21 protein-coding genes and 1 tRNA gene are annotated in these 24,959 nt (G+C 69.0%); 8 read left to right on the top strand and 14 right to left on the bottom strand.

Annotated elements, in window-relative coordinates; all coding sequences use genetic code 11:
* The 5 genes from ACLQ6X_RS10005 to ACLQ6X_RS09985 form a co-directional block, all read right to left on the bottom strand.
* A complete protein-coding gene (locus ACLQ6X_RS10005) occupies positions 1-915 on the bottom strand; it encodes a DMT family transporter (RefSeq protein WP_411700017.1) in 915 nt (304 codons plus the stop codon).
* Between the two features lie 28 nt (positions 916-943).
* On the bottom strand, positions 944-3,799 hold the full coding sequence (locus tag ACLQ6X_RS10000) for a metallophosphoesterase (protein ID WP_411700016.1): 2,856 nt from the start codon (positions 3,797-3,799) through the stop codon (positions 944-946).
* 53 nt (positions 3,800-3,852) lie between these two features.
* Positions 3,853-5,412 (bottom strand): RICIN domain-containing protein, encoded by a 1,560-nt coding sequence (locus ACLQ6X_RS09995; protein WP_411700015.1) that lies wholly within the window; start codon positions 5,410-5,412, stop codon positions 3,853-3,855.
* Between the two features lie 180 nt (positions 5,413-5,592).
* Positions 5,593-5,814, bottom strand: a complete 222-nt coding sequence (locus ACLQ6X_RS09990) for a hypothetical protein (protein ID WP_411700014.1) — start codon at positions 5,812-5,814, stop codon at positions 5,593-5,595.
* Between the two features lie 128 nt (positions 5,815-5,942).
* Positions 5,943-6,015 (bottom strand) — tRNA-Val (locus ACLQ6X_RS09985).
* 57 nt (positions 6,016-6,072) lie between these two features.
* Between ACLQ6X_RS09985 and ACLQ6X_RS09980 the strand changes: the two genes are divergently transcribed.
* Positions 6,073-6,765 (top strand): hypothetical protein, encoded by a 693-nt coding sequence (locus ACLQ6X_RS09980; protein ID WP_411700013.1) that lies wholly within the window; start codon positions 6,073-6,075, stop codon positions 6,763-6,765.
* 196 nt (positions 6,766-6,961) lie between these two features.
* On the opposite strand, the gene ACLQ6X_RS09975 is transcribed toward ACLQ6X_RS09980, so the two are convergent.
* Positions 6,962-8,221, bottom strand: coding sequence for a M18 family aminopeptidase (locus ACLQ6X_RS09975; protein WP_411700012.1), 1,260 nt, complete (start codon positions 8,219-8,221; stop codon positions 6,962-6,964).
* A 53-nt stretch (positions 8,222-8,274) separates the two neighbouring features.
* Positions 8,275-8,754 (bottom strand): peroxiredoxin, encoded by a 480-nt coding sequence (locus ACLQ6X_RS09970; RefSeq protein ID WP_188509557.1) that lies wholly within the window; start codon positions 8,752-8,754, stop codon positions 8,275-8,277.
* 218 nt (positions 8,755-8,972) lie between these two features.
* Between ACLQ6X_RS09970 and aceE the strand changes: the two genes are divergently transcribed.
* From aceE to fabF, 7 genes are all read left to right on the top strand, one after another.
* Positions 8,973-11,699: a pyruvate dehydrogenase (acetyl-transferring), homodimeric type gene (aceE, locus tag ACLQ6X_RS09965; protein WP_411700011.1), complete on the top strand. Its 2,727-nt coding sequence runs from the start codon at positions 8,973-8,975 to the stop codon at positions 11,697-11,699.
* A 2-nt stretch (positions 11,700-11,701) separates the two neighbouring features.
* Positions 11,702-12,892: a PucR family transcriptional regulator gene (locus ACLQ6X_RS09960; RefSeq protein ID WP_229733053.1), complete on the top strand. Its 1,191-nt coding sequence runs from the start codon at positions 11,702-11,704 to the stop codon at positions 12,890-12,892.
* Positions 12,893-13,044: 152 nt separating this feature from the next.
* Complete coding sequence (locus ACLQ6X_RS09955; protein ID WP_411700010.1) at positions 13,045-13,902, top strand: alpha/beta fold hydrolase; 858 nt, start codon at positions 13,045-13,047, stop codon at positions 13,900-13,902.
* A gap of 197 nt (positions 13,903-14,099) precedes the next feature.
* On the top strand, positions 14,100-15,023 hold the full coding sequence (locus ACLQ6X_RS09950) for an ACP S-malonyltransferase (RefSeq protein ID WP_411700009.1): 924 nt from the start codon (positions 14,100-14,102) through the stop codon (positions 15,021-15,023).
* Entirely contained in the window at positions 15,020-16,024 is a 1,005-nt protein-coding gene (locus tag ACLQ6X_RS09945) for a beta-ketoacyl-ACP synthase III (protein WP_411700008.1), read from the top strand. Before ACLQ6X_RS09950 ends, ACLQ6X_RS09945 begins: the two co-directional genes overlap by 4 nt.
* Before the next feature lie 77 nt (positions 16,025-16,101).
* The gene (locus tag ACLQ6X_RS09940) at positions 16,102-16,350 is read left to right on the top strand and encodes an acyl carrier protein (RefSeq protein ID WP_184235880.1); all 249 of its coding nucleotides are present in this window, start codon (positions 16,102-16,104) and stop codon (positions 16,348-16,350) included.
* A gap of 83 nt (positions 16,351-16,433) precedes the next feature.
* Positions 16,434-17,681: a beta-ketoacyl-ACP synthase II gene (fabF, locus tag ACLQ6X_RS09935; RefSeq protein ID WP_411700007.1), complete on the top strand. Its 1,248-nt coding sequence runs from the start codon at positions 16,434-16,436 to the stop codon at positions 17,679-17,681.
* Between the two features lie 106 nt (positions 17,682-17,787).
* On the opposite strand, the gene ACLQ6X_RS09930 is transcribed toward fabF, so the two are convergent.
* From ACLQ6X_RS09930 to ACLQ6X_RS09900, 7 genes are all read right to left on the bottom strand, one after another.
* On the bottom strand, positions 17,788-18,291 hold the full coding sequence (locus ACLQ6X_RS09930) for a DUF3145 domain-containing protein (RefSeq protein WP_411700006.1): 504 nt from the start codon (positions 18,289-18,291) through the stop codon (positions 17,788-17,790).
* A gap of 145 nt (positions 18,292-18,436) precedes the next feature.
* Positions 18,437-20,107: a bifunctional 3'-5' exonuclease/DNA polymerase gene (locus tag ACLQ6X_RS09925; RefSeq protein ID WP_411700005.1), complete on the bottom strand. Its 1,671-nt coding sequence runs from the start codon at positions 20,105-20,107 to the stop codon at positions 18,437-18,439.
* A 63-nt stretch (positions 20,108-20,170) separates the two neighbouring features.
* Positions 20,171-20,875, bottom strand: a complete 705-nt coding sequence (locus tag ACLQ6X_RS09920) for a hypothetical protein (RefSeq protein ID WP_411700004.1) — start codon at positions 20,873-20,875, stop codon at positions 20,171-20,173.
* A 79-nt stretch (positions 20,876-20,954) separates the two neighbouring features.
* The gene (locus ACLQ6X_RS09915) at positions 20,955-21,359 is read right to left on the bottom strand and encodes a DUF779 domain-containing protein (RefSeq protein WP_411700003.1); all 405 of its coding nucleotides are present in this window, start codon (positions 21,357-21,359) and stop codon (positions 20,955-20,957) included.
* A gap of 61 nt (positions 21,360-21,420) precedes the next feature.
* Positions 21,421-22,944 carry an aldehyde dehydrogenase family protein gene (locus tag ACLQ6X_RS09910; RefSeq protein WP_411700002.1) on the bottom strand — a complete coding sequence of 508 codons (1,524 nt, stop codon included), beginning with the start codon at positions 22,942-22,944 and terminating at the stop codon, positions 21,421-21,423.
* Positions 22,945-23,014: 70 nt separating this feature from the next.
* A complete protein-coding gene (locus ACLQ6X_RS09905) occupies positions 23,015-24,325 on the bottom strand; it encodes a transcriptional regulator (RefSeq protein ID WP_411700001.1) in 1,311 nt (436 codons plus the stop codon).
* 65 nt (positions 24,326-24,390) lie between these two features.
* On the bottom strand, positions 24,391-24,959 hold a 569-nt coding region (locus ACLQ6X_RS09900; protein ID WP_411700000.1), incomplete at its 5' end, for a DUF1684 domain-containing protein.

Raw genomic sequence — 24,959 nt, 5'->3', positions numbered from 1 at the left:
TTAGAACGCCCTGCGAGTTTTCGGCGGTTGCCGAGCCGCAATCAGCACGGTTACCCCCGCCAGGATCAGCGTGAGCCCGACCCAGCCGACGAGTTGCAGCCGCTCCCCCACCACGATCACGGCGAGCAGAGTGGCGACCAGAGGCTCTATGAGGGTCACCGTCGTCGCCATGCTGCTGCGCAGGTGAGTGAGCCCGTAGCCGAAGAGCAGGTAGGCGACGAACATCGGTCCGATCGCGAGGTAGGCGGCGATGCCGACGCTCTGCGCGGACTGCAGCAGCGGAGCGCCGAGCGCGAGCAGCACGGGAAGCAGCGCGACGGCGCCGAGGCCGAACATGCCGCCCATGACGCTGCGGCCGTCGTGCCCGACCGCGATCGCACGACTCGAGGCGTAGGTGTAGAGCGCGTAGGCCGCACCGGCGAGCAGGCCGAGCAGCACGCCCGCGCCGACGCCGGAACCTCCCGCCGTGTCATCCGTCGGTCGCCCGAAGCTCACCAGGACGATGCCCACGACAGCGACCGCCGTCGCCACCAGCCAGCGGGCGGAGAGCCCGCGACGCTCCCAGATCCACTCGAAGATGGCCGCGAAGACCGGACCCGAGCCGAGAGCCACGACGTTTCCGATCGCGACGCCCGACGCATCCATCGCGCTGTAGAACGCGAGGGGGTAGACGAAGACTCCGACGGCTCCGATCGCCAACCAGCGCCGCGCGCACCCGTCGCGCAGTGCGGCGACGGCAGACCTGGCCGAGACGGCGAACAGCAGGATGCCGCCGAGCGCCATGGTGCTCGCCCCGATAGCGAGCGGGCTCACGTTGTCGGGCAGGAAGCTCGCGGCGGTGCCTGTGGTGCCCCAGAGCACGGAGGCGGCGACGAGCGCCAGAGCGCCGGCGGTCACGGCCCGAGAATTACCCACCCCGTCACTGTAGGGCCCCGCGTGAAAGTTACTGCACCCGGCGCGACTGGCGACTGCGCAGGATCCCACCGGCGATGAGAGCGGCCGCGGCGACGAGCAGCGTGCCGAAGATCGACACACCCGTGTAGGCGAGCACGCCGGTCGCCGCCGACGGCGAAGCGGCCGCCGGTGATATACCGGCGGGCGTGGTGCCGTTGGTGCCGGCCGGTGCGGCTCCCGGGGTGCCGGGAGCGCCGACAATCGGACCGATCGGGCCACCGATCGGAACGATCACCGGGTCCGCGCCGACGGCCGCCGCGACGGTGACCCGCTGCCAGCCGAGCAGCACACCCGTCGCCGAATAAGCCGCGATGCGGTGCTCGCCCACGGGGAGGCTCGAGGGGGTGACGACCCGCACCGTGGAGTCGGCGCCGATCCTCGCGGCGCCGAGAGCGGTCGGGATGGAGAAGGCGAAGAGGTAGCCCGTCTCGCCCTCGTGTCCCGTGGGCACGGTGATCGTCAGCGTGTCGCCCGCTCGGAACGGGTTCGGCGTAACGGTGACGTCGCCCTCGAGGCTGGCCAGGAGGTCGGCGTCGGACGGGGTCCAGGCGCTGCTCTCGCCGATCACGAGCACGGCCTGGCGGGCGGCGCCGTCGCGGGTTCCGATGGACTGGACGAAGGTCAGGTCGTACGAACCCGAGCCGGTGAGGGGCGCGTCGAGGCGCACCGTCCAGGAACCGTTGGCCGCGACATCCGCCTTGCCGACAATCGTTCCATCGCGTTCGACGCGCACCGAGGCGCCCGCGAGTCCCGTGCCGCCGAACGTCGCGACGCTGGCGTCGGACGGGTAGACGGTGCCGAGGTCGGTGGTCACCGAGAAGTTCGGCCCGGTGGCGTCGATGTCGAGGCGGTTGTAGAGGAACTGGTTCGAGGTGAGGGCGTGGTCGACGATGCGCGTCTCGCCGACACAGCCGTTCCAGCCGTGTTCGACCTCGGAGTTCCAGGTGGAGGCGCCGATGATCCACGGCATGAAGTCGGATGCCATCATTCCGCCGACCTTCGAGGCGTTGCGCAGCACCGGCACACCGTCGACGTACATGATCGCGGTGTCGGCGACCGGGTTGTTGACGATCGCGACGTGGTGCCAGGCGCTCTGCATGATCTCGCCCGACCACAGGGTGTAGCTCTCGCCCGAATCGGACGTAGCCGCCGAGTACTGGTACTCGCGCAGGTTGGAGATGCCCAACCAGGAGACGCCGGCTCCGGCGTCGGAGCTGTCGTTGATGCCGGCCCACTCGCGCGAGCCGCCGCGGGTCAGGGCAGCGCTCCAGCGGTTCGCGGTCTCGGTCCAGTTCGCGTCGAGCTGCAGGAACGTCTCCACGGTGTAGCCGTCGTCGGCGTTGAGATCGGCGAACGTCGCCGGGGCGCCGTACTCGGTCGTGATGTACGACAGGCGGTCGGGCCCGGTCGTGTTGCGCGTCGCGTCGGTGAAGCAGACCGCGCCCGCGTCGGCGGAGTAGTGCGCCGCGTTGAGGTGTGTCACGTTGACGTCTTCGAGCTTTTCGGGCGAGTCGGTCGTGCCGATCGCGTTGCGGTACATCGGGCTGGCACCGGCGATGTCGGGGATGACCGTCGATTCGTCGACCACACCGGCCGCGACCTCGCCGAAGCGCCAGTGCGCCACGGTGCCGTCGACCTTCACGTAGTCGGACGGTGCGCCCGCGGCCGCGAGCGTGTCGCCGCCTCCGTTACCGACCCAGCCCTTCGACACGATCTTCTTGGCGCTCTCCGAGAGGTCCGCGTTGTCCTCCTGCGCGGCATCCGTCTTCCAGCCGAATCGACCGTTGAAGTCGAAGGCGAAGCTGAACGACTGGTTGGGGCCCGTCAGCACGGGGGTGTCCGACGAGGCGAGCGAGTCGGCGTCCTTCACGGTCACCCAGGGCGAAACCGATTCGACGTCGATCCTCTGGTTGGTGAGGTCGAACTCGAACAGCGTCATGATGCCGTTTCCGCCGTCGGCGGCCATCTGGTAGTCGGTGAGGATCTGGTGCACGGGGTGACCGAAGTCGTTCGTGCGGGTCTGCTGCGTCGAGCCGTGGAAGTGGCCGTTGACGGTGAGCATGATCTGGTCGTTCTTGCGGATGAGCGTGTCCCAGAGCAGGTCGCCCCACCACCACGGAGCCGGCGATGCCTGGTCTTCCGCGATGTTGATGATAGCGTGCGAGGACAGCACGACGGGCACGTTCTTGTGCTGGTTCAGGATGCCCTGGGCCCAGGCGAACGTGTCGTCGGACGCGTTCCAGGCTAGGGCGAGCGACATCCAGGTGTGTCCCTCGGCCTCGAACAGGTAGGCAGACGACAGGCCGTCCTGGAAGGTGCCGAGCAGGGTGCTGCCGGTCTTCGACGCCTGTGCGGCCATGGCCGAGGCGCCGAAGCGCGCGCGGTAGTTGGCCGAGATGCCGGTGGAGGAACGGGCGTTCATGTCGGATACGTCGTGGTTGCCCGGGATCACCGAGTACGGGACGTTGCCCGCGGTGAGCATGTCCATCGCCTTGTCGGCGGCCTCCCACTCCCCCGTGACGCCCTGCTGGTCGACGACGTCGCCCACGTGAACCGCGAACGGCACGTTCAACTCATCCTGGTTGTCGACGATCCACTTGGCTTGCACCTCGAACGGGTTGGTTCCGTACTTGGGGTAGAACTGCGAGGCGCTGTAGCGCGAGTAGAACTGGGTGTCGGGGATGACGGGCAGGACGAAGCTCGAGCGCTGGTCGTCGACGGGCGCATCGGGTGTTGCCGCCGAGGCGATGCCGACACCCGCCGTCGCCATGCCGAGGGCGACGGCGGTACTGATCGAGGCGGCGAGTGCGCGACGCAGGGCGCGTCGGCGTGGGTGCGAGGTCATTGGGTTCCTTGTAAGCGATGTGGCGCGAGACATGAGGGGTCTACCGTCCGCGATCAGCGGGCCGGGGCGAAGTCGGGGCCGTAGACCTCGAACTCGGAGAGAGACATCCAGGTGGCCGTCGACTTGACGGCGAACACGACGCGCGCGCCGGTGGCGAGCACGGGTGTGCTGTCGACCGTCAGCTCGAGCTTCGGCGTGGTGTTGACGTACGGCCAGACGACGTTCGTCGCGGGCAGGTCGACCCAGCCACCGGTCAGGTTGCGGTACTGCACCGTTGCGGTGCCCACGTTCAGCTTCGCGTCGGTACCGCGGTCGTAGACGGCGGCACCGGTGATCTGCCGGGGCTGGTCGAAGAAGTACATCACCTTGTTGGAAACCACCCGGTTGGGTGCGCCACCGCTCCTCCAGTCGGAGAAGCCCGCGCGATCGCGGTTGCCGTCGTTGAGGGCCTTGCCCTCGCCGAAGAAGGCACCGAAGTGCACACCGGCGCCCCGGGCGATGTTGACCTTCGCGGTCGCGACGATGGTGACGACGAGTCGGGCGGTGAAGCCCGTCTCGGCGGTGGCCGGCACGGTGAAGGTGCCCGCCACTGCGGTGGTGTCGTCGGTGATGCCGGCCCAGTCCCAGGTGACGGGAGCGGAGACCGTGTTCGCCGAGCCGGAGATCATGCGCTGCACGCGCGCGGGTTCGAGCATGCGCAGTTGCTTGATCGTGATTCCCGCGTGCCCGCTGATCGCCACGTCGACGGCGTCGCCGAGGGAGCCGACCAGGTACTCGGCGGCTACCGGCACAGCTTCGCCGAAGTAGCCCGTGCCGGTTCCCGTGATCGTCACGGTGCCGTCGGTGTTCCACACCGACGCGTCGGGCATGATCCAGGTGATGGGCGTGACGGCGACCGTGGCGCCCCAGCTGTACCGGGCGGTGCGCGACGACGGAGGTGTCGGGGCCGCGCCGGTCTCGGTGCGGCCGGAGAAGACCGGCACCTCGGGGGTGAGCGAGCGCAGCATCCATTTCTGCACCGCGGCCGTTCCCGCGTCGTAGGTCTGGATCTGCGAACCGTCGTCGGTCTTCCAGTCGTACATGTCGAGCGCGGCCGAGCGGCCGTTCGGGTCTTTCTGCACGTTCTGCAGGTAGACGGCACCGGCGCCGGCGTCGACCGCGGTCCACTGGGCGTAGGGGTTCTGCGCCTCGGCGGCGACCCCCGCCGTCGACACGCTGAGGGAGCGGAAGTTCGGGCTGTCGTTCGCGTCGCGCACGAGAACCTCGCCGTCCTGGTTGACGAACACGTAGGTGGCCGTCAGTCCGAGCACGGGATACGCGGTGATGGCCTGCGCCGAGAGAGTGGCGGGAACCGTCGCACGCGCGAAGATCGCGGCCGCCGCGATCGAGTCGGGGGTGACGCCGGTCTTCTGGGCGCGCTCGTTGCCGATCTCGAGGACCTTGCCCGCCGCGTGCAGGTTCTCGATCAGGAAGCGCTCGGGTGCGCCGAGGCCCGCGGGCTCTGGTACGGCTATCGCCGCCGGAGCCGGAACGGTGGTGGACAGGGTGAGCATCAGAGCGAATGCGCCGGTGATCACGGCCAGGTTTCGCAGTCTTCGGGTAGTGGTTCGCATCCGCAATCTCGTTGGTCTCGGGGCACGCTCGATGTGCGGGCCGAGAGGGAGACTACGGACGCGAAGTTGTGCGCGCTGACGGAGTCGTTACGGAGAACTGAACGCGACGGGACTTCTTGGGGTGGCCGGTGGGGCACGAAAAAGGCCCCCGGTTATCCGGGGGCCATGTGGGCTAGGGGGCTACTCCTCGTCGCGCAGGTCGATCGAATCGGGGTCGATCGTGCCCTCGTGGAGGTCGGGCTCGGCCTCGAGCGGCTCGGACCCGGTAGCACCCGCGTAGTGTCCGGTGTCGATCACGGTCTCGCCCGCCACCGCGTCGTTCGTCACGGTCTGCTTGTCGATCGCGGGGTCGGTGAAGACGTCGTCGTTCTCTTCCACGCGGCCGCTGGTTGCATCGCTCATGGTGCGCTCCTGTTCCTGCCGATGAATGACGGCTGCTTCCACACCATCACCGGATGCCTGTCGGCGCAACCCGCGGCCAGACACTTGCGGAAACACGAAAGCCCCCGCCTGAGCGGGGGCTTTCACTGTGGGCCCTACCGGGCTCGAACCGATGACATCCACGGTGTAAACGTGGCGCTCTACCAACTGAGCTAAAGGCCCGTCAATCCGCGCGAGGCGAAACAACGAGTCTCCATAGTACGACATACACTCGGGCCCGTGAGCACCACCCCTGAGCGCGCAGCGCGCGCCGAACACCGTTGGCCGGCGGTGGCGGCTCTCCTCGTCGCCATCGTGTTGTACGCCCTGCTGCCGAGCAGTTTCCTGCCCGAGCTGCGTTACACGGCGGTGGCGATCGCCGCGCTGATGTTCATCCCGTTGATCGCCGTGAACCCCCTGCGTTTCCACCGGCAGACGAAGTGGTCGCGTCGGCTGTCGGTCGGCCAGGTGCTGTTTCTCGGAGCGGCCAACCTGGTCGCGCTCGTGCAGCTCGTCTACGAGCTCGTACACGCCGACAAGAGCGACGGGCCAGGGCTGCTGCTCGCCGCCGCCCAGGTGTGGATCACCAACGTGATCGTGTTCGCCCTCATCTACTGGGAGATGGACCGCGGGGGCCCCGTCACCCGCACCCAGGCGAAGCGATCGGACCTGCCGCAGGCCGACTTCCGCTTCCCGCAAGACGAAGACCACGACGCCGTGCGGGAGGTCGCCGTGCGGTCGTCGAACACCTCGGACTGGACCGCGAGCTACGTCGACTACCTGTACTTCTCGGCGTCGAACTCGATGGCGTTCAGCCCGACCGACGCCATGCCGCTCTCGCACCGGGCGAAACTCCTGATGCTGATCGAGTCGTTCGCCGGCTTCGTGATCCTGGCGCTCGTCATCGCTCGAGCGGTGTCGCTGCTCGGCTAGCTGCGGCGGGCCGGCGGTCGGCGGGCGGGCGGCTGGCCAGCGGGCGGTCACTCCGAGCGCAATTCAGGCAGAAAAACCGGTGGGCGGATGCTCGTGGCCGGGTTTCCGGGGATCCGCACGACCGCGCCCCGTCGCATCCGAGATCCTGCCTGAGTTGCGGCGGCGGCGCGGTGCGAGCCCGGCCGGCAGGCCTCGGCTAGGCCTGCTGGAACGCGGTGAGCACGGCGGCCAGGTCGGCGGGGTCGCCCACCGCGCACAGCTCCCGCGCGGAGTGCATCGACAGCAGCGGGATTCCGACGTCGACCGTGCGGATGCCGAGCCGCGTGGCGGTCAGCGGGCCGATCGTCGAGCCGCAGGGCACGGCGTTGTTCGAGACGAACTCCTGGTACGCGACGCCCGCCGCGGCACAGGCGCGGGCCCACTCGGCGGCGCCGTGCGCGTCGGTGGCGTAGCGCTGCTTGGCGTTGATCTTGAGCATCGGGCCGCGGCCCATCACCGGCCGGTTCGCCGGGTCGTGACGCTCGGCGTAGTTGGGGTGCACCGAGTGTCCGGCATCGGCCGAGAAGCACCACGAGGCCGCGAAGGCCCGCAGCTTCTGCGACTCGGTGGCACCGAGGCCGTCGCCGATGCGGGCGAGCACATCGCCCAGGAACGGGCCGGCGGCACCGGAACGAGTCTCCGATCCCACCTCTTCGTGGTCGAACGCGGCGAACACCGACACGTGACCGGCCGCGAGCGGCGCGGCGGTGATGGCCGCGAGTCCGGCGTGCACGGAGACCAGGTTGTCCATGCGTCCGGCCGCGAAGAACGCCCCGTCGAGGCCGAAGACGGCCCCGGGCGCGGTGTCCGCGACGGAGATGTCGTACCCCGCGACATCCGCCCCCCGGATGCCGGCCAACCCGGCAAGGTGCCCCACGACATCACCGGTCGACCGGTCGCCCAGCCCGTACACCGGGTTGAGGTGCTGCTGCGGGTCGAGGCGCAGGCCCTCGTTCACCCCGCGGTCGAGGTGCACGGCGAGCTGCGGGATGCGCAGGAAGGGTCCGGTGCGCACGAGATGTTCGGCGCCGTCCGTCGTGACCAGGCGTCCGGCGAACTCGAGCTCGCGGTCGAGCCACGAGTTGTAGAGCGGCCCGCCGTAGACCTCGACCCCCGCCTGCAGGAAGCCGTGGACCGCGGTGCTCGGTTTCGGCTTGAGCTTTAAGCCGGGCGAGTCGGTGTGGGTTCCGACGATGCGGAACGGGGTATGCCCGACCGCGCCCTCGGGCTGCACCCACGCGATGACCGCGCCGTCGCGCACGACGAAACGGCGACCGGGGCCGTCGGGCCACTCGTGCGTCTCGTCCAAGCGGGCGAAGCCGGCGGCCTCGAGACGGCGGGCCGCTTCGTGCGCGGCGTGGAACGAGGAGGGCGAGGCGGCGATGAATGCCGCGAGGTCGCCGAGGTGGTCGGTCATACGCCCATTCAATCAGGCCGGATGACTCGGGGCCGGTGTATCAGTCGCCGGTGTCAGGCGTGGACCGGAACCGGCACGATCTCCTCGAGGGCGGCGCGGTACTCCTCGATCGACCGCGGCTCGCCCGGTGCGGTGATGAAACTCGCGCGGATGATGCCGTTGATGTCGATGAGGAAGGTCGCGCGGTTGGCGTAGCCCTTCTCCTCGAGGAACACGCCGTACTCCTTGGCGACGGCACCGTGCGGCCAGAAGTCGGCGAGCAGCGTGAAGTCGTAGCCCTCGGCCTCGGCGAACGCGCGCAGCGTCGCCTTCGAGTCGGCGGAGATGCCGATCAGCTCGACGCCGTTGCTCTTGAACATGGCGAGATTCTCGCTCAGTCCGCAGAGTTCGCTCGTGCAGGTCGATGAGAAGGCGAGAGGGAAGAAGACCAGCGCTACCGGTTTCTTTCCCTTGAATTCGCCGAGGCGAACGTGCTCGCCGAATTGGTTGGCTAATTCGAAGTCGGGTGCCTGGGTGTCATTCTCCAGAGCCATGATTGCGTCCTTTCGTGCCCGGCTAACAACGTCGAGCAAACACGATTCGTTATCCTACGCTCGCTGCAGCCGAATGCGCAGATTGACGCGATCGCGGGTGCCAGCCAGAACCTCTCGCGATGCATAGAATGTTCTGGCGTAGTCCTACAAAACCGGCAGCGTAATCCTTGCTCGACGGCGGCTCGCACGATCTGACTCAACCCAGGAAGAGGTCAACGGTGACGGTTAACGACCAGGATCCATACTCGGTGAACAACATCGACGGAGACCCTGAGGAGACCGCCGAGTGGCAAGAATCACTCGACGCCCTCGTCGAAGCTCACGGACACCAGCGTGCTCGCGAGATCATGCTCAGCCTTCTCAAGCGCTCCAAGGAGCTGCACCTGGGCGTGCCGATGGTGCCGACGACGGACTACCTCAACACGATCGCACCCGAGAACGAGCCCGAGTTCCCCGGCAACGAAGACCTCGAGCGCCGCTATCGCGCCTGGATCCGGTGGAACGCGGCGATCACCGTGCACCGCGCGCAGCGCCCCGGCATCGGTGTCGGCGGCCATATCTCGACCTACGCGTCATCCGCCGCTCTGTATGAGGTCGGACACAACCACTTCTTCCGCGGCCACGACGCGCCCGGCGGAGCCGACCAGATCTTCTACCAGGGTCACGCCTCCCCCGGCATGTACGCCCGCGCCTTCCTCGAAGGACGCCTGTCGACCGACCAGCTCGACGGATTCCGCCAGGAGAAGTCGCACTTCACCGGCGGGCTGTCGAGCTACCCGCACCCCCGCCTGATGCCCGACTTCTGGCAGTTCCCGACCGTGTCGATGGGTCTCGGCCCGATCAACGCGATCTACCAGGCGCAGGCCAACCGCTACCTCACCAACCGCGGCATCAAAGACGCCTCGGAGCAGCAGGTCTGGGCGTTCCTCGGCGACGGCGAGATGGACGAGGTCGAGAGCCGTGGCGCCCTGCAGTGGGCGGCCAACGAGGGCCTCGACAACCTCAACTTCGTGATCAACGCCAACCTGCAGCGCCTCGACGGACCGGTGCGTGGTAACGGCAAGATCATCCAGGAGCTCGAGAGCTTCTTCCGCGGTGCCGGCTGGAACGTCATCAAGGTGGTCTGGGGTCGCGAGTGGGACGACCTGCTCAAGAACGACACGGAGGGCGCGCTGCGCGACCTGATGAACCGCACCCCCGACGGCGACTACCAGACCTACAAGGCCGAGAGCGGCGCCTACGTGCGCGAGAACTTCTTCGGCCGCGACCCGCGCACGCTCGAGATGGTCAAGGACTACTCCGACGAGCAGATCTGGAACCTCAAGCGCGGCGGCCACGACTACCGCAAGGTCTACGCGGCCTTCAAGGCGGCCACCGAGCACAAGGGCCAGCCGACCGTCATCATCGCGAAGACGGTCAAGGGCTACGGCCTCGGCCCGTCGTTCGAGGGCCGCAACGCGACCCACCAGATGAAGAAGCTGACGCTCGACAACCTCAAGCAGTTCCGCGACGAGATGCGTATCCCGATCACCGACGCGGCGCTCGAAGAGAACCCGTACCAGCCGCCGTACTACACCCCCGGTGAGAACGACGAGGCCATCCAGTACATGCACGAGCGCCGGCGTGCGCTCGGCGGCTACCTGCCCGAGCGTCGCTCGAAGTACACCCAGATCGCCCTCCCCGAGGAGTCGGCCTGGGACATCGCGAAGAAGGGCTCCGGCAAGCAGGAGATCGCCACCACCATGGCGTTCGCCCGACTGCTGAAGGACATGCTCCGCGCCAAGGACTTCGGCCACCGCATCGTGCCGATCATCCCCGACGAGGCCCGCACGTTCGGCATGGACGCCTACTTCCCGACGGCGAAGATTTACAACCCGAACGGCCAGAACTACACCTCGGTCGACCGCGAACAGCTGCTCGCCTACAAAGAGAGCCCGCAGGGCCAGATCGTGCACGTCGGCATCAACGAGGCGGGCGCCTTCTCGGCGTTCACCGCCGCCGGCACGTCGTACGCCACGAACGGCGAGCCGCTCATCCCGGTCTACGTCTTCTACTCGATGTTCGGTTTCCAGCGCACGGGCGACGCCATGTGGGCCGCCGGCGACCAGATGGCGCGCGGCTTCATCATGGGCGCCACCGCCGGACGCACGACACTGACCGGCGAGGGCCTGCAGCACGCCGACGGCCACTCGCTGCTGCTCGCCTCGACCAACCCGGCCGTGGTGTCGTACGACCCCGCCTACGGCTACGAGATCGGCGCCATCGTCAAGGCCGGCCTCGAGCGCATGTACGGCGGAACGCACCCCGACCCGAACGTCATGTACTACATCACGCTCTACAACGAGCCGCTGCAACAGCCGGCCGTTCCCGAGAACTTCGACGAGGAGGGCGCCCTCCGTGGCCTCTACCTGCTGAAGACCGGCGAGACCGAGGGACCGAAGGTGCAGTTGCTGGCCTCCGGTGTCGCGGTTCCGTGGGCGCTCGAAGCCCAGCACCTGCTTGCGCAGGACTGGGGCGTCTCGGCCGACGTCTGGTCGGTCACCTCGTGGACCGAGCTGCGTCGCGAGGGCCTCGCGGCGGAGGAGCACAACTTCCTCTACCCGAACGAGGAGCGTTGGATCCCCTACGTGACGAGCAAGCTGTCGCGCACCCAGGGGCCGTTCATCGCGACGACCGACTACATGCACGCCGTTCCCGACCAGATTCGCCAGTTCGTTCCCGGCGACTTTGCGACGCTCGGCGCCGACGACTTCGGTTTCAGCGACACGCGCGCCGCGGCACGCCGCTACTTCAAGATCGACGGTCCGTCGATGGTCGTGCGCGCGCTCGAATCGCTCGTGCGCCGTGGCGAGATGGACTCCTCGGTTCCGGCCGCGGCGATCGAGAAGTACCGCCTGCTCGACGTCAACGCCGGCACCACCGGAAACGCCGGCGGCGAAAGCTAACGGTGGCCGTCACCCCCAAGACGAAGGAGCAGACGCTCGCCTGGCTGCGCACCATCTCCGGTGAGCTGTCCACGGCGACGCTGAAGCGACTGGACGACACGCTGCCCTGGTATGGCGATATGCCACCGGGGCGGCGGTCGGCCGTCGGCCTGGTGGCCCAGGCGGGCATCACCTCCTTCATTAGCTGGTTCGAAGACCCGAAGTCGACACCGTGGATCGCCGCGGACGTCTTCGGTGCGGCCCCGCGCGAACTGCTGCGGTCGGTGTCGCTGCAGCAGACGCTGCAGCTCATCCGCATCACCGTGGAGGTCGTCGAGGCGCGCATCGGCCTCGGCGACGACGTGCTGCGCGAGGCGATCCTGCTCTACTCGCGCGAGATCGCATTCGCGTCGGCCGACGTGTACGCCCGCGCCGCCGAGGCGCGCGGCCTGTGGGACGCCCGCCTCGAGGCGCTCGTCGTCGACTCGATCCTCAGCGGCGAGTACGACAACGAGCTGCCGAGCCGCATCGCCGCTCTCGGCTGGAACGGCCACGGCGAGGTGTGCGTTCTCGTCGGCACCACGCCGCGCATCCTCGACGTCGACCAGCTGCGCCGCACCGCGCGCCACCTCGACGCCGACGTGCTCATCGGCGTGCAGGGCAACCGGCTCGTGCTCGTGATCGGACGCTCCACCCCGATCGCGGACGAGACGGATGCCGCGACCCGCATGCCCTTCATCGAGATCGCATCGCAGCTCGAGCCGGGGTTCGGCCCCGGCCACCTGGTGCTCGGCCACGAGGTCTCGACCCTCGTCGACGCGTCGAAGAGCGCCAAGGCGGCCCTCGCCGGTTTCGCCGTGGCCCGGGCCTGGCGCAACGCCCCCCGCCCGACGCTCGCCGACGACCTGCTGCCCGAGCGCGCGTTCGCGGGCGACCCGCTCGCCCGCTCCACCCTCATCAACCGCATCTACCGCCCGCTGCAGCAGCACTCCACCGAGCTGCTCTCGACGCTGTGGTGCTACCTCGACAACGGCCGGTCGCTCGAGGCGACGGCGCGCGAACTGTTCGTGCACCCGAACACGGTGCGCTACCGCCTGAAGCGCATCAGCGAGGTGATCGGCTGGGACGCCACGGGTGCGCGCGAGGCGCTCATCCTGCAGTCCGCCCTCATCATCGGGTCGATCGCCGAGCCCGACGCCGCCCGCAAGCGCTGAGCCGAGTCATCCGCCCCATCCTCTCCGGCGCCTTACCTGCCAAATGAAGGAGATTGTGGGGTCGAGCCACACGTTGGGTGGGATCGGCCGTCCCGTTTGGTGAAATCTCCTTCATTTGGCAGGTGCGGGGCGGCGGGTGGCAGGATCGCCGGGTGAACGAGACCGGGTACGAGATCATCAGGGTGACGAGCGCGGATGACGCGGAGACCGTAGTCGAGGCGTTCGGGCACACCGGACCGCAGGTGCTCTTCCTGCCGGCGCTCGGCGTTCCGCTGCACTACTACCGGCCGTTGCTCGCACGCTGGGCCGAGCTCGGCTACCGGGCGTACGGGCTCGAGCTGCGCGGCATGCCGCAGAGTTCCACCGCCGACGTGCGCGCCCACGACTTCGGCTACCACCACGCTCTCGCGCTCGACATCCCGGCGGCTGTGGCGGCGGCGGGGCTGGACACCCCGTTCGTGCTCGCCGGCCACAGCCTCGGCGGCCAGCTCGCGCTGCTCTACGCGGCCGCGCACCCGCACGACGTGCGCGCGGTGGCCACCCTCGCCAGCGGGTCGAGCCACCACGGGGCGTTCGCCGCCGTCGCGCCGCGTCTGAAGCGCCGCGCGCAGATCGCCACCGTGCGCACCATCTCCCGCACGCTCGGCTGGTTTCCCGGGCACCGGCTGGGCTTCGGCGGACGACAGCCGCGCACCATGATGGCCGACTGGGGCTTCGAGGGGCGCCACGGCCGCTTCGTGCTGGCGGGCAGCGGCGCCGACCACGAGGCGGAGCTGCGCGCCCTCAACCTCCCCGTGCTCATGGTCTCGCTCGACGGCGACCCGATCGTGCCGCGCGTGTCGAGCGACCACCTCGGCGCCCGCATATCGGCGGCCACGCTCACGACGCCCCATGTCGCCCGCACGGAGAACGACGGCGCGCCGTTCGACCACTTCCGCTGGGCGCGCCGCACGCCCGACGCGGTGCTCGGCCCGGTGACGCGCTGGCTGGACGCGCAGCCCGTCCGCTAGCGCCGTTCGACAGGACGAAACCACCCCGCCGCCCGCTCAACAGGACGATTCGCGCGACGCGGGCCGCGCCATCCTGTTTTCCCGGCTCCTGAATTTCCGAATGGGCGCGCGGATTGTGGACACTCGCCAAGGGTCGGCCCGAATGTCAGGAGGGTCGGTACAGCGGGCGAGGGCGGCCTGCTGGCAGACTAGAGCGCGTGATTGTTGTTGTTGCGCCCGGACAGGGCTCCCAAACTCCCGGTTTCCTCGATCCTTGGCTGGCCGAGCCGCGGTTCCGCGACCAGCTCGCCGGCCTCTCCGACGCGGCGGGCATCGACCTCGCCGCGCACGGCACCACGAGTGACGCCGACACGATCCGCGACACCGCGGTCGCCCAGCCGCTCATCGTCGCCGCCGGACTGCTCACGCTGAGCGCCCTGTTCGCCGACGGTCGCCGCGACCGGGTCGCCGGCGTCGCCGGGCACTCGGTCGGCGAGGTGACGGCCGCCGCCGCCGCCGGAATCCTGAGCGAGACGGATGCCATCGCTTTCGTTCGCGAGCGCGGTACGGCCATGGCCGCCGCGGCTTCGCAGACCCCGACCGGCATGTCTGCCGTGCTGGGAGGCGACGAAGCCGAGCTGCTCGCTCGGCTCGACCAGCTCGGCCTCGAACCCGCCAACTTCAACGGCGGCGGACAGATCGTGGTCGCGGGAGCCCTTGACGCCCTCGACGCCCTCAAGAACAACCCGGTCGCCGGCAGCCGCGTCATCGCCCTGCAGGTCGCCGGCGCCTTCCACACCCGCTACATGCAGCCCGCCGTGGCGCATCTCGCCGAGTTCGCGGCCACCCTCTCCCCGAGCGACCCCACGCTGCCGATCTGGTCGAACCAGAGCGGTCAGACCGTGGCATCCGGGCCCGAGTTCCTGAGCCTCCTCGTCGGCCAGGTGTCGTCGCCGGTGCGCTGGGACAAGACCATGGCCGCGTTCGCCGGGGCCGGAGTCACCGGCATCATCGAACTCGCGCCGGCCGGCGCGCTCACGGGCCTCGCCAAGCGCGGGCTCAAGGGCGTGCCGAGCGTCGCGGTCAAGACCCCCGACGACCTCGCAGCAGCATTCGACCTGATTGACGGTAACGCAGCATGAGCATCCCCACCCTGAAGCAGTCCACCGGCGCGCAGTTCACGCGCATCTACAGCTACGGCGCCGCACGCGGCGACCTGATCGTGCCGAACGAGGAACTCATCGGCCCGATCGACTCGAGCGACGAGTGGATCCAACAGCGCACCGGCATCGTCACGCGCACCCGGGCTTCGCACGACCTCAGCGCCACCGACCTGGCCACCACGGCGGCCCTCGAGGCCATCGAGAAGTCGGGTGTGGCCCCCGAGCTCATCGACCTCGTGATCGTCGCGACGATCAGCAACGTGCGCCAGACGCCGTCGATGGCCGCGGTCGTCGCCGACCGGGTGGGCGCCAACCCCGCCGCCGCCTACGACACCAACGCCGCGTGCGCGGGCTTCAGCTATGCGGTGACGCAGGCCGACGCCCTCATCCGCTCGGGCGCCGGGCACTACGCCCTCGTCGTGGGCGCCGAGAAGCTCTCCGACGTCGTCGACCCGACCGACCGTTCGATCTCGTTCCTGCTGGGCGACGGCGCGGGCGCCGTGGTCATCGGCCCGAGCGACACCCCCGGAATCGCGGCTCCCGTCTGGGGCTCCGACGGCTCGAAGGCCGACGCCGTGGGCATGAACGCGACGCTCACCCAGTTCCGCGACGGCGAGACCGAGTGGCCGACCCTGCGCCAGGAGGGCCAGACGGTCTTCCGCTGGGCCGTCTGGGACATGGCCAAGGTCGCCAAGCAGGCGCTCGAGGCCGCGGGCATCACCTCCGCAGACCTCGCCGCCTTCATCCCGCACCAGGCCAACATGCGCATCATCGACGAGTTCGCGAAGCAGCTCGGCCTGCCCGAGCACGTCGTCATCGGCCGCGACATCGCCACCACGGGAAACACCTCGGCCGCCTCGATTCCGCTCGCCACCCACCGTCTGTTGGCGGAGCATCCGGAGCTTTCCGGCGGCCTCGCCCTGCAGATCGGGTTCGGCGCCGGTCTCGTTTTCGGTGCACAAGTCATCGTGCTCCCCTAGTGCGGCGCGCCTTCAGCCACGAAACCCTGCTCTAAACTGACTCTCGGTCAAACGACACACCCTTTAGGAGAAAAACCATGGCATTGTCCACCGAAGAAGTTCTCGCCGGCCTCGCCGAGCTCGTCAACGACGAAACCGGTATCGCTACCGACTCGGTCGAACTGGACAAGTCGTTTACCGACGACCTGGACATCGACTCGATTTCGATGATGACGATCGTCGTCAACGCCGAAGAGAAGTTCGACGTCAAGATCCCCGACGAAGAGGTCAAGAACCTCAAGACCGTCGGAGACGCCGTCAGCTTCATCACCGCAGCACAGGGCTAAGCGCCTCCCATCCGCGGCTGGCCGGACGTACAGCGTCCGGCCACGCCCCGAATGAGCTCGTTGAACTACATAAGGATGTCGTTGTGACCAAGAAAATCGTCGTCACCGGAATCGGTGCCACCTCCCCCCTCGGCGGAACCGCGCCCGAGACCTGGGCCGCCCTGCTCGCCGGAGAATCCGGCGTGAGCACGATCGAGCACGAGTGGGTCGCCAAGCACGAGCTGCCCGTCACGTTCGCCGGCCAGGCCAAGGTACGCCCCGAAGAAGCCCTCGAGCGCCAAGAGGTCAAGCGCCTCGACCCCTCCAGCCAGTTCGCGCTGATTTCCGCGCGTGAGGCGTGGAAAGACGCTGGGTTGGATGACGCGGACGTCGACCCCACACGCGTGGGAGTGGACTACTCCACCGGTATCGGCGGACTGTGGACGCTCCTCGACGCGTGGGACACGCTGAAAGAGAAGGGCCCGCGCCGGGTTCTCCCGATGACCATCCCGATGCTCATGCCGAACGCCGCCTCCGCCGCGATCAGCATGAACCTCGCCGCCCGCGCCTACGCCCGCACCGACGTGTCGGCCTGCGCCTCGAGCACCGAGGCCATCGCGAACGCCTACGACCACCTGCAGAAGGGGTACGCCGACGTCGTGATCGCCGGCGGCACCGAGGCCGTCGTGCACCCGCTGCCCATCGCCGCGTTCGCCGCGATGCAGGCGCTCTCGAAGCGCAACGACGACCCGGCCACGGCGTCTCGCCCCTACGACACCAACCGTGACGGCTTCGTGCTCGGCGAGGGTGCCGGCAGCATCATCCTCGAGACCGAGGAGCACGCGCTCGCCCGCGGCGCCCGCATCTACGCCGAACTCGCCGGCGGCGGCGTGACGAGCGACTCGTACCACATCACCGCTCCCGACCCCGAGGGCGCCGGAGCGGCCCGTGCCGTCTACGCGGCCCTCGAGCAGGCCGGAGCCAGCGTCGACGACGTCATGCACATCAACGCGCACGCCACGTCGACCCCGGTCGGCGACATCGCCGAGTACAAGGCGTTGCTCGCGGTGTTCGGTGAGCGGGTGCACGACATCCCCGTCTCGGCCACCAAGGCGGCCACCGGCCACCTGCTCGGCGGCACCGGTGCGCTCGAGGCGATCTTCACGATCCTCGCGCTGCACAACCGCCTCGCTCCCCCGACGATCAACCTGACCGAGCAGGATCCCGCCATCCTGCTCGACGTCGTCACGAGCCCGCGCGAACTGCCCGCCGGCCCGCTGCTCGCGATCAGCAACTCGTTCGGTTTCGGCGGCCACAACTCGGTCGTGGCGTTCCGCAGCTACGAGAAGTAGAAACCGCTGGTTGAGTAGGGCCGTCTGCGGCCCGTATCGAAACCCCGTGCGTGCTCGGGAGGTCTCGATACGGTCGCCGGGCGACCAACTCGACCGGCGGTTTTTGTTAACCGACCTTGTGCAGCCAGACGACCTGACTGTCGGAGCTCGCGTGCCGGAAGGCCTCGAGCTCGTCGTCCCAGGCCTGGCCGAGGGCGAGCCGCAGTTCGCGGTGCAGCTCGAGCGCGTTCGATCCGGCGATCTCCATCGCGTAGCGCAGACGGTCTTCGGGGATGACGACGTTGCCGACCGTGTCGGTCTGGGCGAAGAAGATGCCGAGGTCGGGGGTGTGCATCCAGCGTCCGCCGTCGCCGCCGGCCGAGGCATCCTCGGTCACCTCGAAACGCAAGTGCTCCCAGCCGCGGAGGGCGGAGGCGATCTTGGCGCCGGTTCCCACCGGGCCCTCCCAGTAGAACTCCGTGCGCTGCGCGCCCCGCAGGACGGGCTGATCGGCCCAGGAGAAGTTGACGGCGCGTTCCAGCGCGCGCCCTGCTGCCCACTCGATGTGAGGGCAGAGAGCACGAGGAGCGGAATGCACGAATAGCACTCCGCGAGCGTGTGGTGCAGTCACGATCTTCTCCGTTCTGTTAGGTGCGACTTCCCCATCGACCTGACTTACGGATGCGCGTGACCGCGCGTGTGAAATTGTGGAGGTACTCGTGCATTATGACGCACCAACCTGCCAAACAACAAGCGTGTAACTATTCGCCCGCGCGCTACTTGGCTTGGCCGTAGTTGTCGACGACGGCCGTGGTGATCGGAAAGGTCACGGGAAGCGCTCCGAAGATCAGGCGACCCGCTTCGGATGCCGCGGCGCGCAGTTCGTCGACGACACTGTCTGCCAGCTCCGCCGGGGTGTGCACGATCACCTCGTCGTGCAGGAAGAAGACGAGGTGCGGCCGGTCGGCCAGCTGCCCGCCCGACAGCTGCCAGAGCCGCCCGCGCAGCCCGGCCATCCAGCACAGGGCCCACTCGGCGGCGGTGCCCTGCACGATGAAGTTGCGGGTGAAACGGCCCCAGCTGCGGGATTGCGAGCGGGCCGCTCGCTGCAGCGCGTCGGACGCGCCCTGAACGGATGCCCCCTCCTGGAGTTCACGCCAGTCCTCGCCGGGCGGGGGCGAGCTGCGTCCCAATCGCGTCGTCACTATTCCGCCGCGCTCGCCCGTTCGCGCCGCGTCTTCGACCATGGCGATGGCTTTGGGGAACGCGCGGGTGAGCGCGGGCATCAGCCGCCCTCCGTCGCCGGCGGTCGCGCCGTACATCGCACCGAGCATGGCTACCTTCGCCTCGGCGCGCGTCTTGACGGCACCGCTCGCGACGATGCCCTCGTACAGGTCGCCGCGACCCGCCTCGGCCATCGAGCGGTCGGCGCTCAGGGCGGAGAGCACGCGCGGCTCCAACTGCGCCGCGTCGGCGACGACGAGTTTCCAGCCGGGGTCGGCAACGACGGCGCCCCGCACCTGCTTGGGCAGCTGCAGCGCTCCCCCGCCGCTCGCGCCCCACCGGCCCGTCGCGGTGCCGCCCGGCACGTAGTCGGGCCGGAAGCGGCCGTCGGCGACCCAGGTGTCGAGCCAGTTCCAGCCGTTGGCGGTCTGCAGCCGGGAGAGCTTCTTGTACTCGAGCAGTGGTCCGATGACCGGGTGGTTGATCTCCTTGAGCTCCCACGATCGCGTGGAGGCCACGGTGAGCCCGCTGCGCCTGAGCGTCTTGAGCAGTTCGGCGGGCGAATCGGGGTTGACGTCGGCCGTGCCGAGGATGGTCCGCATCCGACCGAGGAGTTCTTCGAGGCGCGCTGGCCGTTCGAATCCGCGCGGCCGTTCGCCGAGCAGATCGGCGAGCAGGCGCTCGTGCACGTCGGCGCGCACCGGCAGCCCGGCCGCCTTCATCTCGCAGGCGATCAGAGCGCCCGCGTTCTCGGCGGCGAGCAGCAACCCGATGCGCCCCGGTTCGGTGGATGCCGCGACCGCCTGCCGCTGCAGGGCGAACTCGGCGAGCGGGTCGAGCGGCACGTCCACGGCGGGATCGGCGTCGAAGTCGAACAGCGCGCCCTCCGCGCGGGGCTTCTCGGCGAGCGGGGTCGCGTGGTCCCAGGGCCCGAGGGCTGCATTGGCGAGGGCCGACGTAGCGGTGAGGGTGGAGGTGCGCAGGATCTGGTGCGACAGCCGCAGGTCGATGCAGCGTTCGACCCGCACGCCCGCGGCCAGCAGCGCCGGATACCAGCGGGTGGTGTCGTCCCACACCCAGCGCGGCCGCTCACGTTCGAGGCGGCCGACCCACGCGGGCAGGTCTGCCTCGGTCACGGACTCAGCGTCACTCAGCGGCGAGCCGTCGTCGTCGAGGCGCAGGGCCGTGATGCCACGGGCGGTGCGGGTGAGTACTGCGAACACTGTCCCAGTCTGCCGCGTGCCACTGATGCCGGAATACCAAGGGCGCTCCGGCATCGGCCGACGTCAGCAGGCGCTCTGGAAGTGGACCGGCGCCGTCAGTTCGGTGATCACGTCGTTCTCGGCGATTGCCTGCGCCCCCCAGTAGTCGTTGTCGGTCATGCCGTGGTCGGGGTCGGAGAAGTCCTCGTACTCTCCCGAGGCGACCGCGTAGTCGACATAGAAGAAGCCCGGGCTGTACGGATTTTCGTGCGTGCCCACGTTCGGAAGCGCGACGACGAGTTCGTTCACCGGGTCGCCCACCGCGACACCCTCGGGAGTCTGCACCGCTACGGCGCCCACCGTCGGCGCCTTCGCATCCAAGGCCAGCGACTGGCCCTCGGGTATGCCGGAGCGTTCGGGGAAGTCGTATACGAGTATGAAGGCGTCGTCACCCCAGACCGCGCGCGTAGCGTCGGAGACACACGACCCGTCGCCCGGGCGGGGCGAGACGACCGGTTCGCTACCAAAGGCCTCGGAGAGGAATTCGATCGCGGCGGCACCGTCGGACGTGTATTCGAGGGTGCCCACCACGTTTCCCGCGTCGTCGAGGGTGGAGAGCGCGGTTCCGCCGACGGACAGGGCGGTCACGGCGGGCTCTTCGGCCACGGGCGTCGACGACTCGACCGACGGTTCCGGCGTCGACGATCCCGCGGAAGGACTCGAGGCACAACCCGCGAGGAGCGCAACGGAAGCGAGGGCGCCGACGACGGCCAGTTGATATTTGCTCATACGAAGATTGTGCGGCCCGCCCCCGTCGGGCGCAATAACAGCGCGGTAACGAATACGTATCGGCCGGCCGCACGACCCGTCACTCGAATGGCGTCGCGGTCTCCATCAGCCGGGATCGGATGAGGAACCGCAGACCCTCGGGAGCCTCCAGCGAGAAGCCGCTCCCCCTGCCCTTGACCACGTCGACGGTGAGGAAGGTGTGGCTCCAGTAGGCGAACTGCTCCCGCGACATCCAGAAGTCCACCGGCTGCGGCTCTCTCCCGGCGGAGATGTCGAGAACGCCGAGCAGGATGTCGCTGTCACCCGTGATGAAGTCGCCGTCGGGGTAGCACATCGGCGAACTGCCGTCGCAGCATCCGCCGCTCTGATGGAACATCAACGGGCCGTTGGCGTCCCACAGTGTGCGCAGCAGGTCGGCGGCCTCGGCGGTGAGGGCGACGCGCGGCCGGGTCTCGCCCGGGATGGCGATGCTGGCTTCGATCATGACGGTGCTCCTTCGGCGGACGGGCCGGTCCGCGCGAACGGACCGGCCACGCGGTGGGTGGTTAGAAGAAGCCCAGCGCGTTCTCCGAGTAGGAGACGAGCATGTTCTTGGTCTGCTGGTAGTGGTCGAGCGCGAGCTTGTTGTTCTCGCGTCCGATGCCCGAGCTCTTGTAGCCGCCGAACGCCGCTCCGGCGGGGTAGGCGTGATAGTTGTTGACCCAGACGCGACCGGCGTGGATGTCGCGTCCCGCACGGTAGGCGACGTTGCCGTTGCGCGACCAGACGCCCGCACCCAGCCCGTAGAGCGTGTCGTTGGCGATCGCGATGGCGTCGTCGTAGTCGGCGAAGCTCGTCACCGCGACCACCGGGCCGAAGATCTCCTCCTGGAACAGCCGCATCGAGTTGTCGCCCTCGAAGATCGTCGGCTGCACGTAGTAGCCCTCCGCGAGGTCGCCGCCGAGGTCGGCGCGCTCGCCGCCGAGCGCGATCGTCGCGCCCTCCTGCTTGCCGATGTCGATGTAGCTGAGGATTTTCTCGAGCTGGTCGTTCGACGCCTGGGCGCCGACCTGGGTGTCGGTGTCGAGCGGGTTGCCCTGCACGGCCTTACGGGTGCGCTCGACGACGGTGCCGAGGAACGAGTCGTAGATCGGCTTGTGGATGAGCGCGCGGCTGGGTGCCGTGCACACCTCGCCCTGGTTGAACGCGAATAGGGTGAACCCCTCCTGCGCCTTGTCGTAGAACGCGTCATCCGCATCGGCGATGTCTTCGAAGAAGATATTCGGGCTCTTGCCGCCGAGCTCGAGGGTGACCGGGATGAGGTTGGCGCTCGCGTACTGCATGATGAGGCGGCCGGTGCTTGTCTCGCCCGTGAACGCGATCTTGCGGATGCGCGGGCTCGACGCGAGCGGCTTGCCGGCTTCGACACCGAAGCCGTTGACGATGTTCACGACCCCGGGCGGCAGGATGTCGCCGATGAGCTCGATCAGCACGAGGATCGACACGGGGGTCTGCTCGGCGGGCTTCAGCACGACCGCGTTGCCCGCCGCGAGGGCCGGGGCGAGCTTCCAGACAGCCATGAGGATGGGGAAGTTCCACGGGATGATCTGCCCCACCACGCCGAGCGGCTCGTGAAACTGGTACGCCACGGTGTCGTGGTCGAGCTGGGCGTGGTCGCCGTCCTGCGCGCGGATCGCCGCGGCGAAGTAGCGGAAGTGGTCGGACGCGAGCGGCAGGTCGGCGTTGAGCGGTTCGCGCACCGGTTTGCCGTTGTCCCAGGTCTCGGCGACGGCGAGCAGTTCGAGGTTCGCGTCGATCACGTCGGCGACGCGGTTCAGCACGGCGGCGCGCTCGGCCGTGCTGGTCTTACCCCACGCAGGGGCCGCCTTGTGCGCCGCGTCGAGCGCTGCGTCGATGTCTTCCGCCGTGCCGCGCGCGACCTCGGCGAACGGCTTGCCGGTGACCGGGGAGATGTCTTCGAAGTACTGGCCCTTCACCGGCTTCACCCACTCACCGCCGATCCAGTGGTCGTATCTCGGCTTGAAGGTGACTTTCGCATCCGGGGTTCCCGGGGCTGCGTAAACGGTCATTGCAGTTCTCCTCGTGACGTCGTTGTCGGGTCGGCGCCGGGGTGCGGCACCGCCCTCAGGCTATGACCGCTCAGGTTGCAAAAGGTTGCGCGAGTTCGCGCTCGATCTGCTCGAGCCGGGCCACCACGGAGGCGCGTCGGGGCGAGCGCGGCGGCAGCAGCCGCAGGCACGCGCGCCAGACCTCCGCATCGAACGCCGCCTCGTCGGTGCGGGCGTAGGCGAGCAGCGTGTCGGCGGCCGCATCCGTCAGCAGTGCCTCCCGCAGGCGGGCGCTCACCTCGGTTCGAATGCTCCGGATGCCCGGGGCGCGGGAACCGGGAAGGACCGGCCCGGCGTACGCCCCGAGGGCGACGCGGTGGGCACCCCGGTCGAGAAAGGCCAGGCACCGCGTGGCGTCGAGGTCGAGGCGGCGCTGCAGCCGGTAGGGGCGCGAGACGGGCACGAGGCCGGGGTCGACGGTCTCGAGCACGCGGCGCAGGCGCACCATCTCGGAGCGCAGGGTGACCACCGCGTCGTCACGGCCGTACACGAGGGTGGCGAGGTGTTCGGCGGACAGGCCTTCGGGGTGCCAGGCGAGCAGGGCGAGGATCTCGGCGTGCCGGGTCGTGAGGTCGACGACGCGGCCGGCCGCCTCGAGGCGGCCGACATCCGAACCGAGCACCTTCAGCACCGGAAGCGCCGGCGACTCGGCGGGACGCGCGCGTCTCGGAGTGCGGGCGCCGGAGTCGAGGCGGTCGAGGCGGAGTTGCGCCTCGACGGCGGCGACCGCGGCTTCCAACAGGGGCAGGGTCGCCGTTGCGATCGCATTCTCGCCTCCGGTGATGTCGATCACGCCGATCACGGCGCCCGACTCGGGGTCATGCACGGGCACGGCGCTGCAACTCCACGGGTGCACGAGCCGGGCGAAGTGCTCGGCGCCCTGGATCTGCACGCCGTGATCGAGCGCGAGCGCGGTTCCCGGCGCGCTGGTGCCGACCGCTCGCTCCGACCAGTCGGCGCCCTCGACGAAGAGCATGCCCTCGGCCCGGCGCCGCAACGCGCGGTCGCCGTCGATCCAGAGCAGGCGGCCGGCCTGGTCGCCCACCGCCACGATGAGGCCGGCGTCGAGCGTGTGGCGCACGAGCAGCCGCCGGATGGTGGGCAGCGCGAGGGAGAGCGGGTGGGCGTCGCGATAGTCGCGCAGCTCGTCGACATCGAGGTCGAGCCGCACCACGGGGTGGTCGGGATCGATCGCGAGGTCGAGCGAGCGCAGCCAGGAATCGTGCACGATGCGTCGCACGTCCGAGACGGCGGTGCGGGCGCCGACCACCGCGTCGTGGGCCTGGGCGAGGTGCTCGCGGGTGGAACGGTCGAAGGGCTCGGTGCTCCAGGGAGCGGTCAACGGCGCCTCCGATCATCATTAATCGAGTGGCCTTATGCTACTCCGCCGACCACGACGGCCGAGGGTTACTCGGCGTGCAGCAGCGAGCCGTCCTTCTGCAGCACGTTCTTCTCGCCCGCCTCGATCGGCACGGCGAAGCGGTTCTGCTTCGGCGGCATCGGGCAGTTGAAGTTGTAGCTGAACGCGCAGGGCGGCAGCACGGCGAGGTTGAAGTCGAGGGTGATCGATCCGTCGGGGCGCGGGGCGACGAAGAGGAAGCGGCCGACGCTGTAGGTGCTGTCACCACTCGTGGCGTCGGCGAAGACGAGCTGCAGCGCGCGACCCGACTTGAACGCGGCCAGGTCGTAGTCGACGCCGTCCTTCGTGAAGGTGATCTCGCCCGGCACGACCTCGTCGCGGGTGTTGCCGTCGTCTTTGAGGTGCTCGAAGCCGACGGTCTTGCCGCCGGGGATCTCGGTGAACTTCGCCGTGACGACCCAGTCGGGGTTGTAGGGGAACGCGTCGATCGAGCCGAACTTCTGGATCTCTTCGGAGTTCGCGTCCCAGACGCGCAGGGCGTAGCTGCCCGCTTCGCTCGCGATCACGAAGCCGGTCTTGCCGGCACCGAAATCGATATCGCCCGGTGCATCCGAAT

Origin of the sequence: Conyzicola sp. (assembly GCF_046714715.1) — a bacterium.
In the GTDB taxonomy this organism is placed as follows: Bacteria; Actinomycetota; Actinomycetes; order Actinomycetales; family Microbacteriaceae; genus Conyzicola.
Note: the sequence above shows the minus strand (reverse complement) of the source record. Positions and strands in the feature narration are given on the sequence as shown.

Excerpts from the sequence above, each read along its gene's own strand:
- ACLQ6X_RS10000 (WP_411700016.1), bottom strand. The coding sequence starts at position 3,799 with ATGACCTCGCACCCACGCCGACGCGCCCTGCGTCGCGCACTCGCCGCC.
- ACLQ6X_RS09995 (WP_411700015.1), bottom strand. The coding sequence starts at position 5,412 with ATGCGAACCACTACCCGAAGACTGCGAAACCTGGCCGTGATCACCGGC.
- ACLQ6X_RS09990 (WP_411700014.1), bottom strand. The coding sequence starts at position 5,814 with ATGAGCGATGCAACCAGCGGCCGCGTGGAAGAGAACGACGACGTCTTC.
- ACLQ6X_RS09975 (WP_411700012.1), bottom strand. The coding sequence starts at position 8,221 with ATGACCGACCACCTCGGCGACCTCGCGGCATTCATCGCCGCCTCGCCC.
- ACLQ6X_RS09970 (WP_188509557.1), bottom strand. The coding sequence starts at position 8,754 with ATGGCTCTGGAGAATGACACCCAGGCACCCGACTTCGAATTAGCCAAC.
- ACLQ6X_RS09945 (WP_411700008.1), top strand. The coding sequence starts at position 15,020 with ATGAGCATCCCCACCCTGAAGCAGTCCACCGGCGCGCAGTTCACGCGC.
- ACLQ6X_RS09940 (WP_184235880.1), top strand. The coding sequence starts at position 16,102 with ATGGCATTGTCCACCGAAGAAGTTCTCGCCGGCCTCGCCGAGCTCGTC.
- ACLQ6X_RS09920 (WP_411700004.1), bottom strand. The coding sequence starts at position 20,875 with ATGAGCAAATATCAACTGGCCGTCGTCGGCGCCCTCGCTTCCGTTGCG.
- ACLQ6X_RS09915 (WP_411700003.1), bottom strand. The coding sequence starts at position 21,359 with ATGATCGAAGCCAGCATCGCCATCCCGGGCGAGACCCGGCCGCGCGTC.
- ACLQ6X_RS09910 (WP_411700002.1), bottom strand. The coding sequence starts at position 22,944 with ATGACCGTTTACGCAGCCCCGGGAACCCCGGATGCGAAAGTCACCTTC.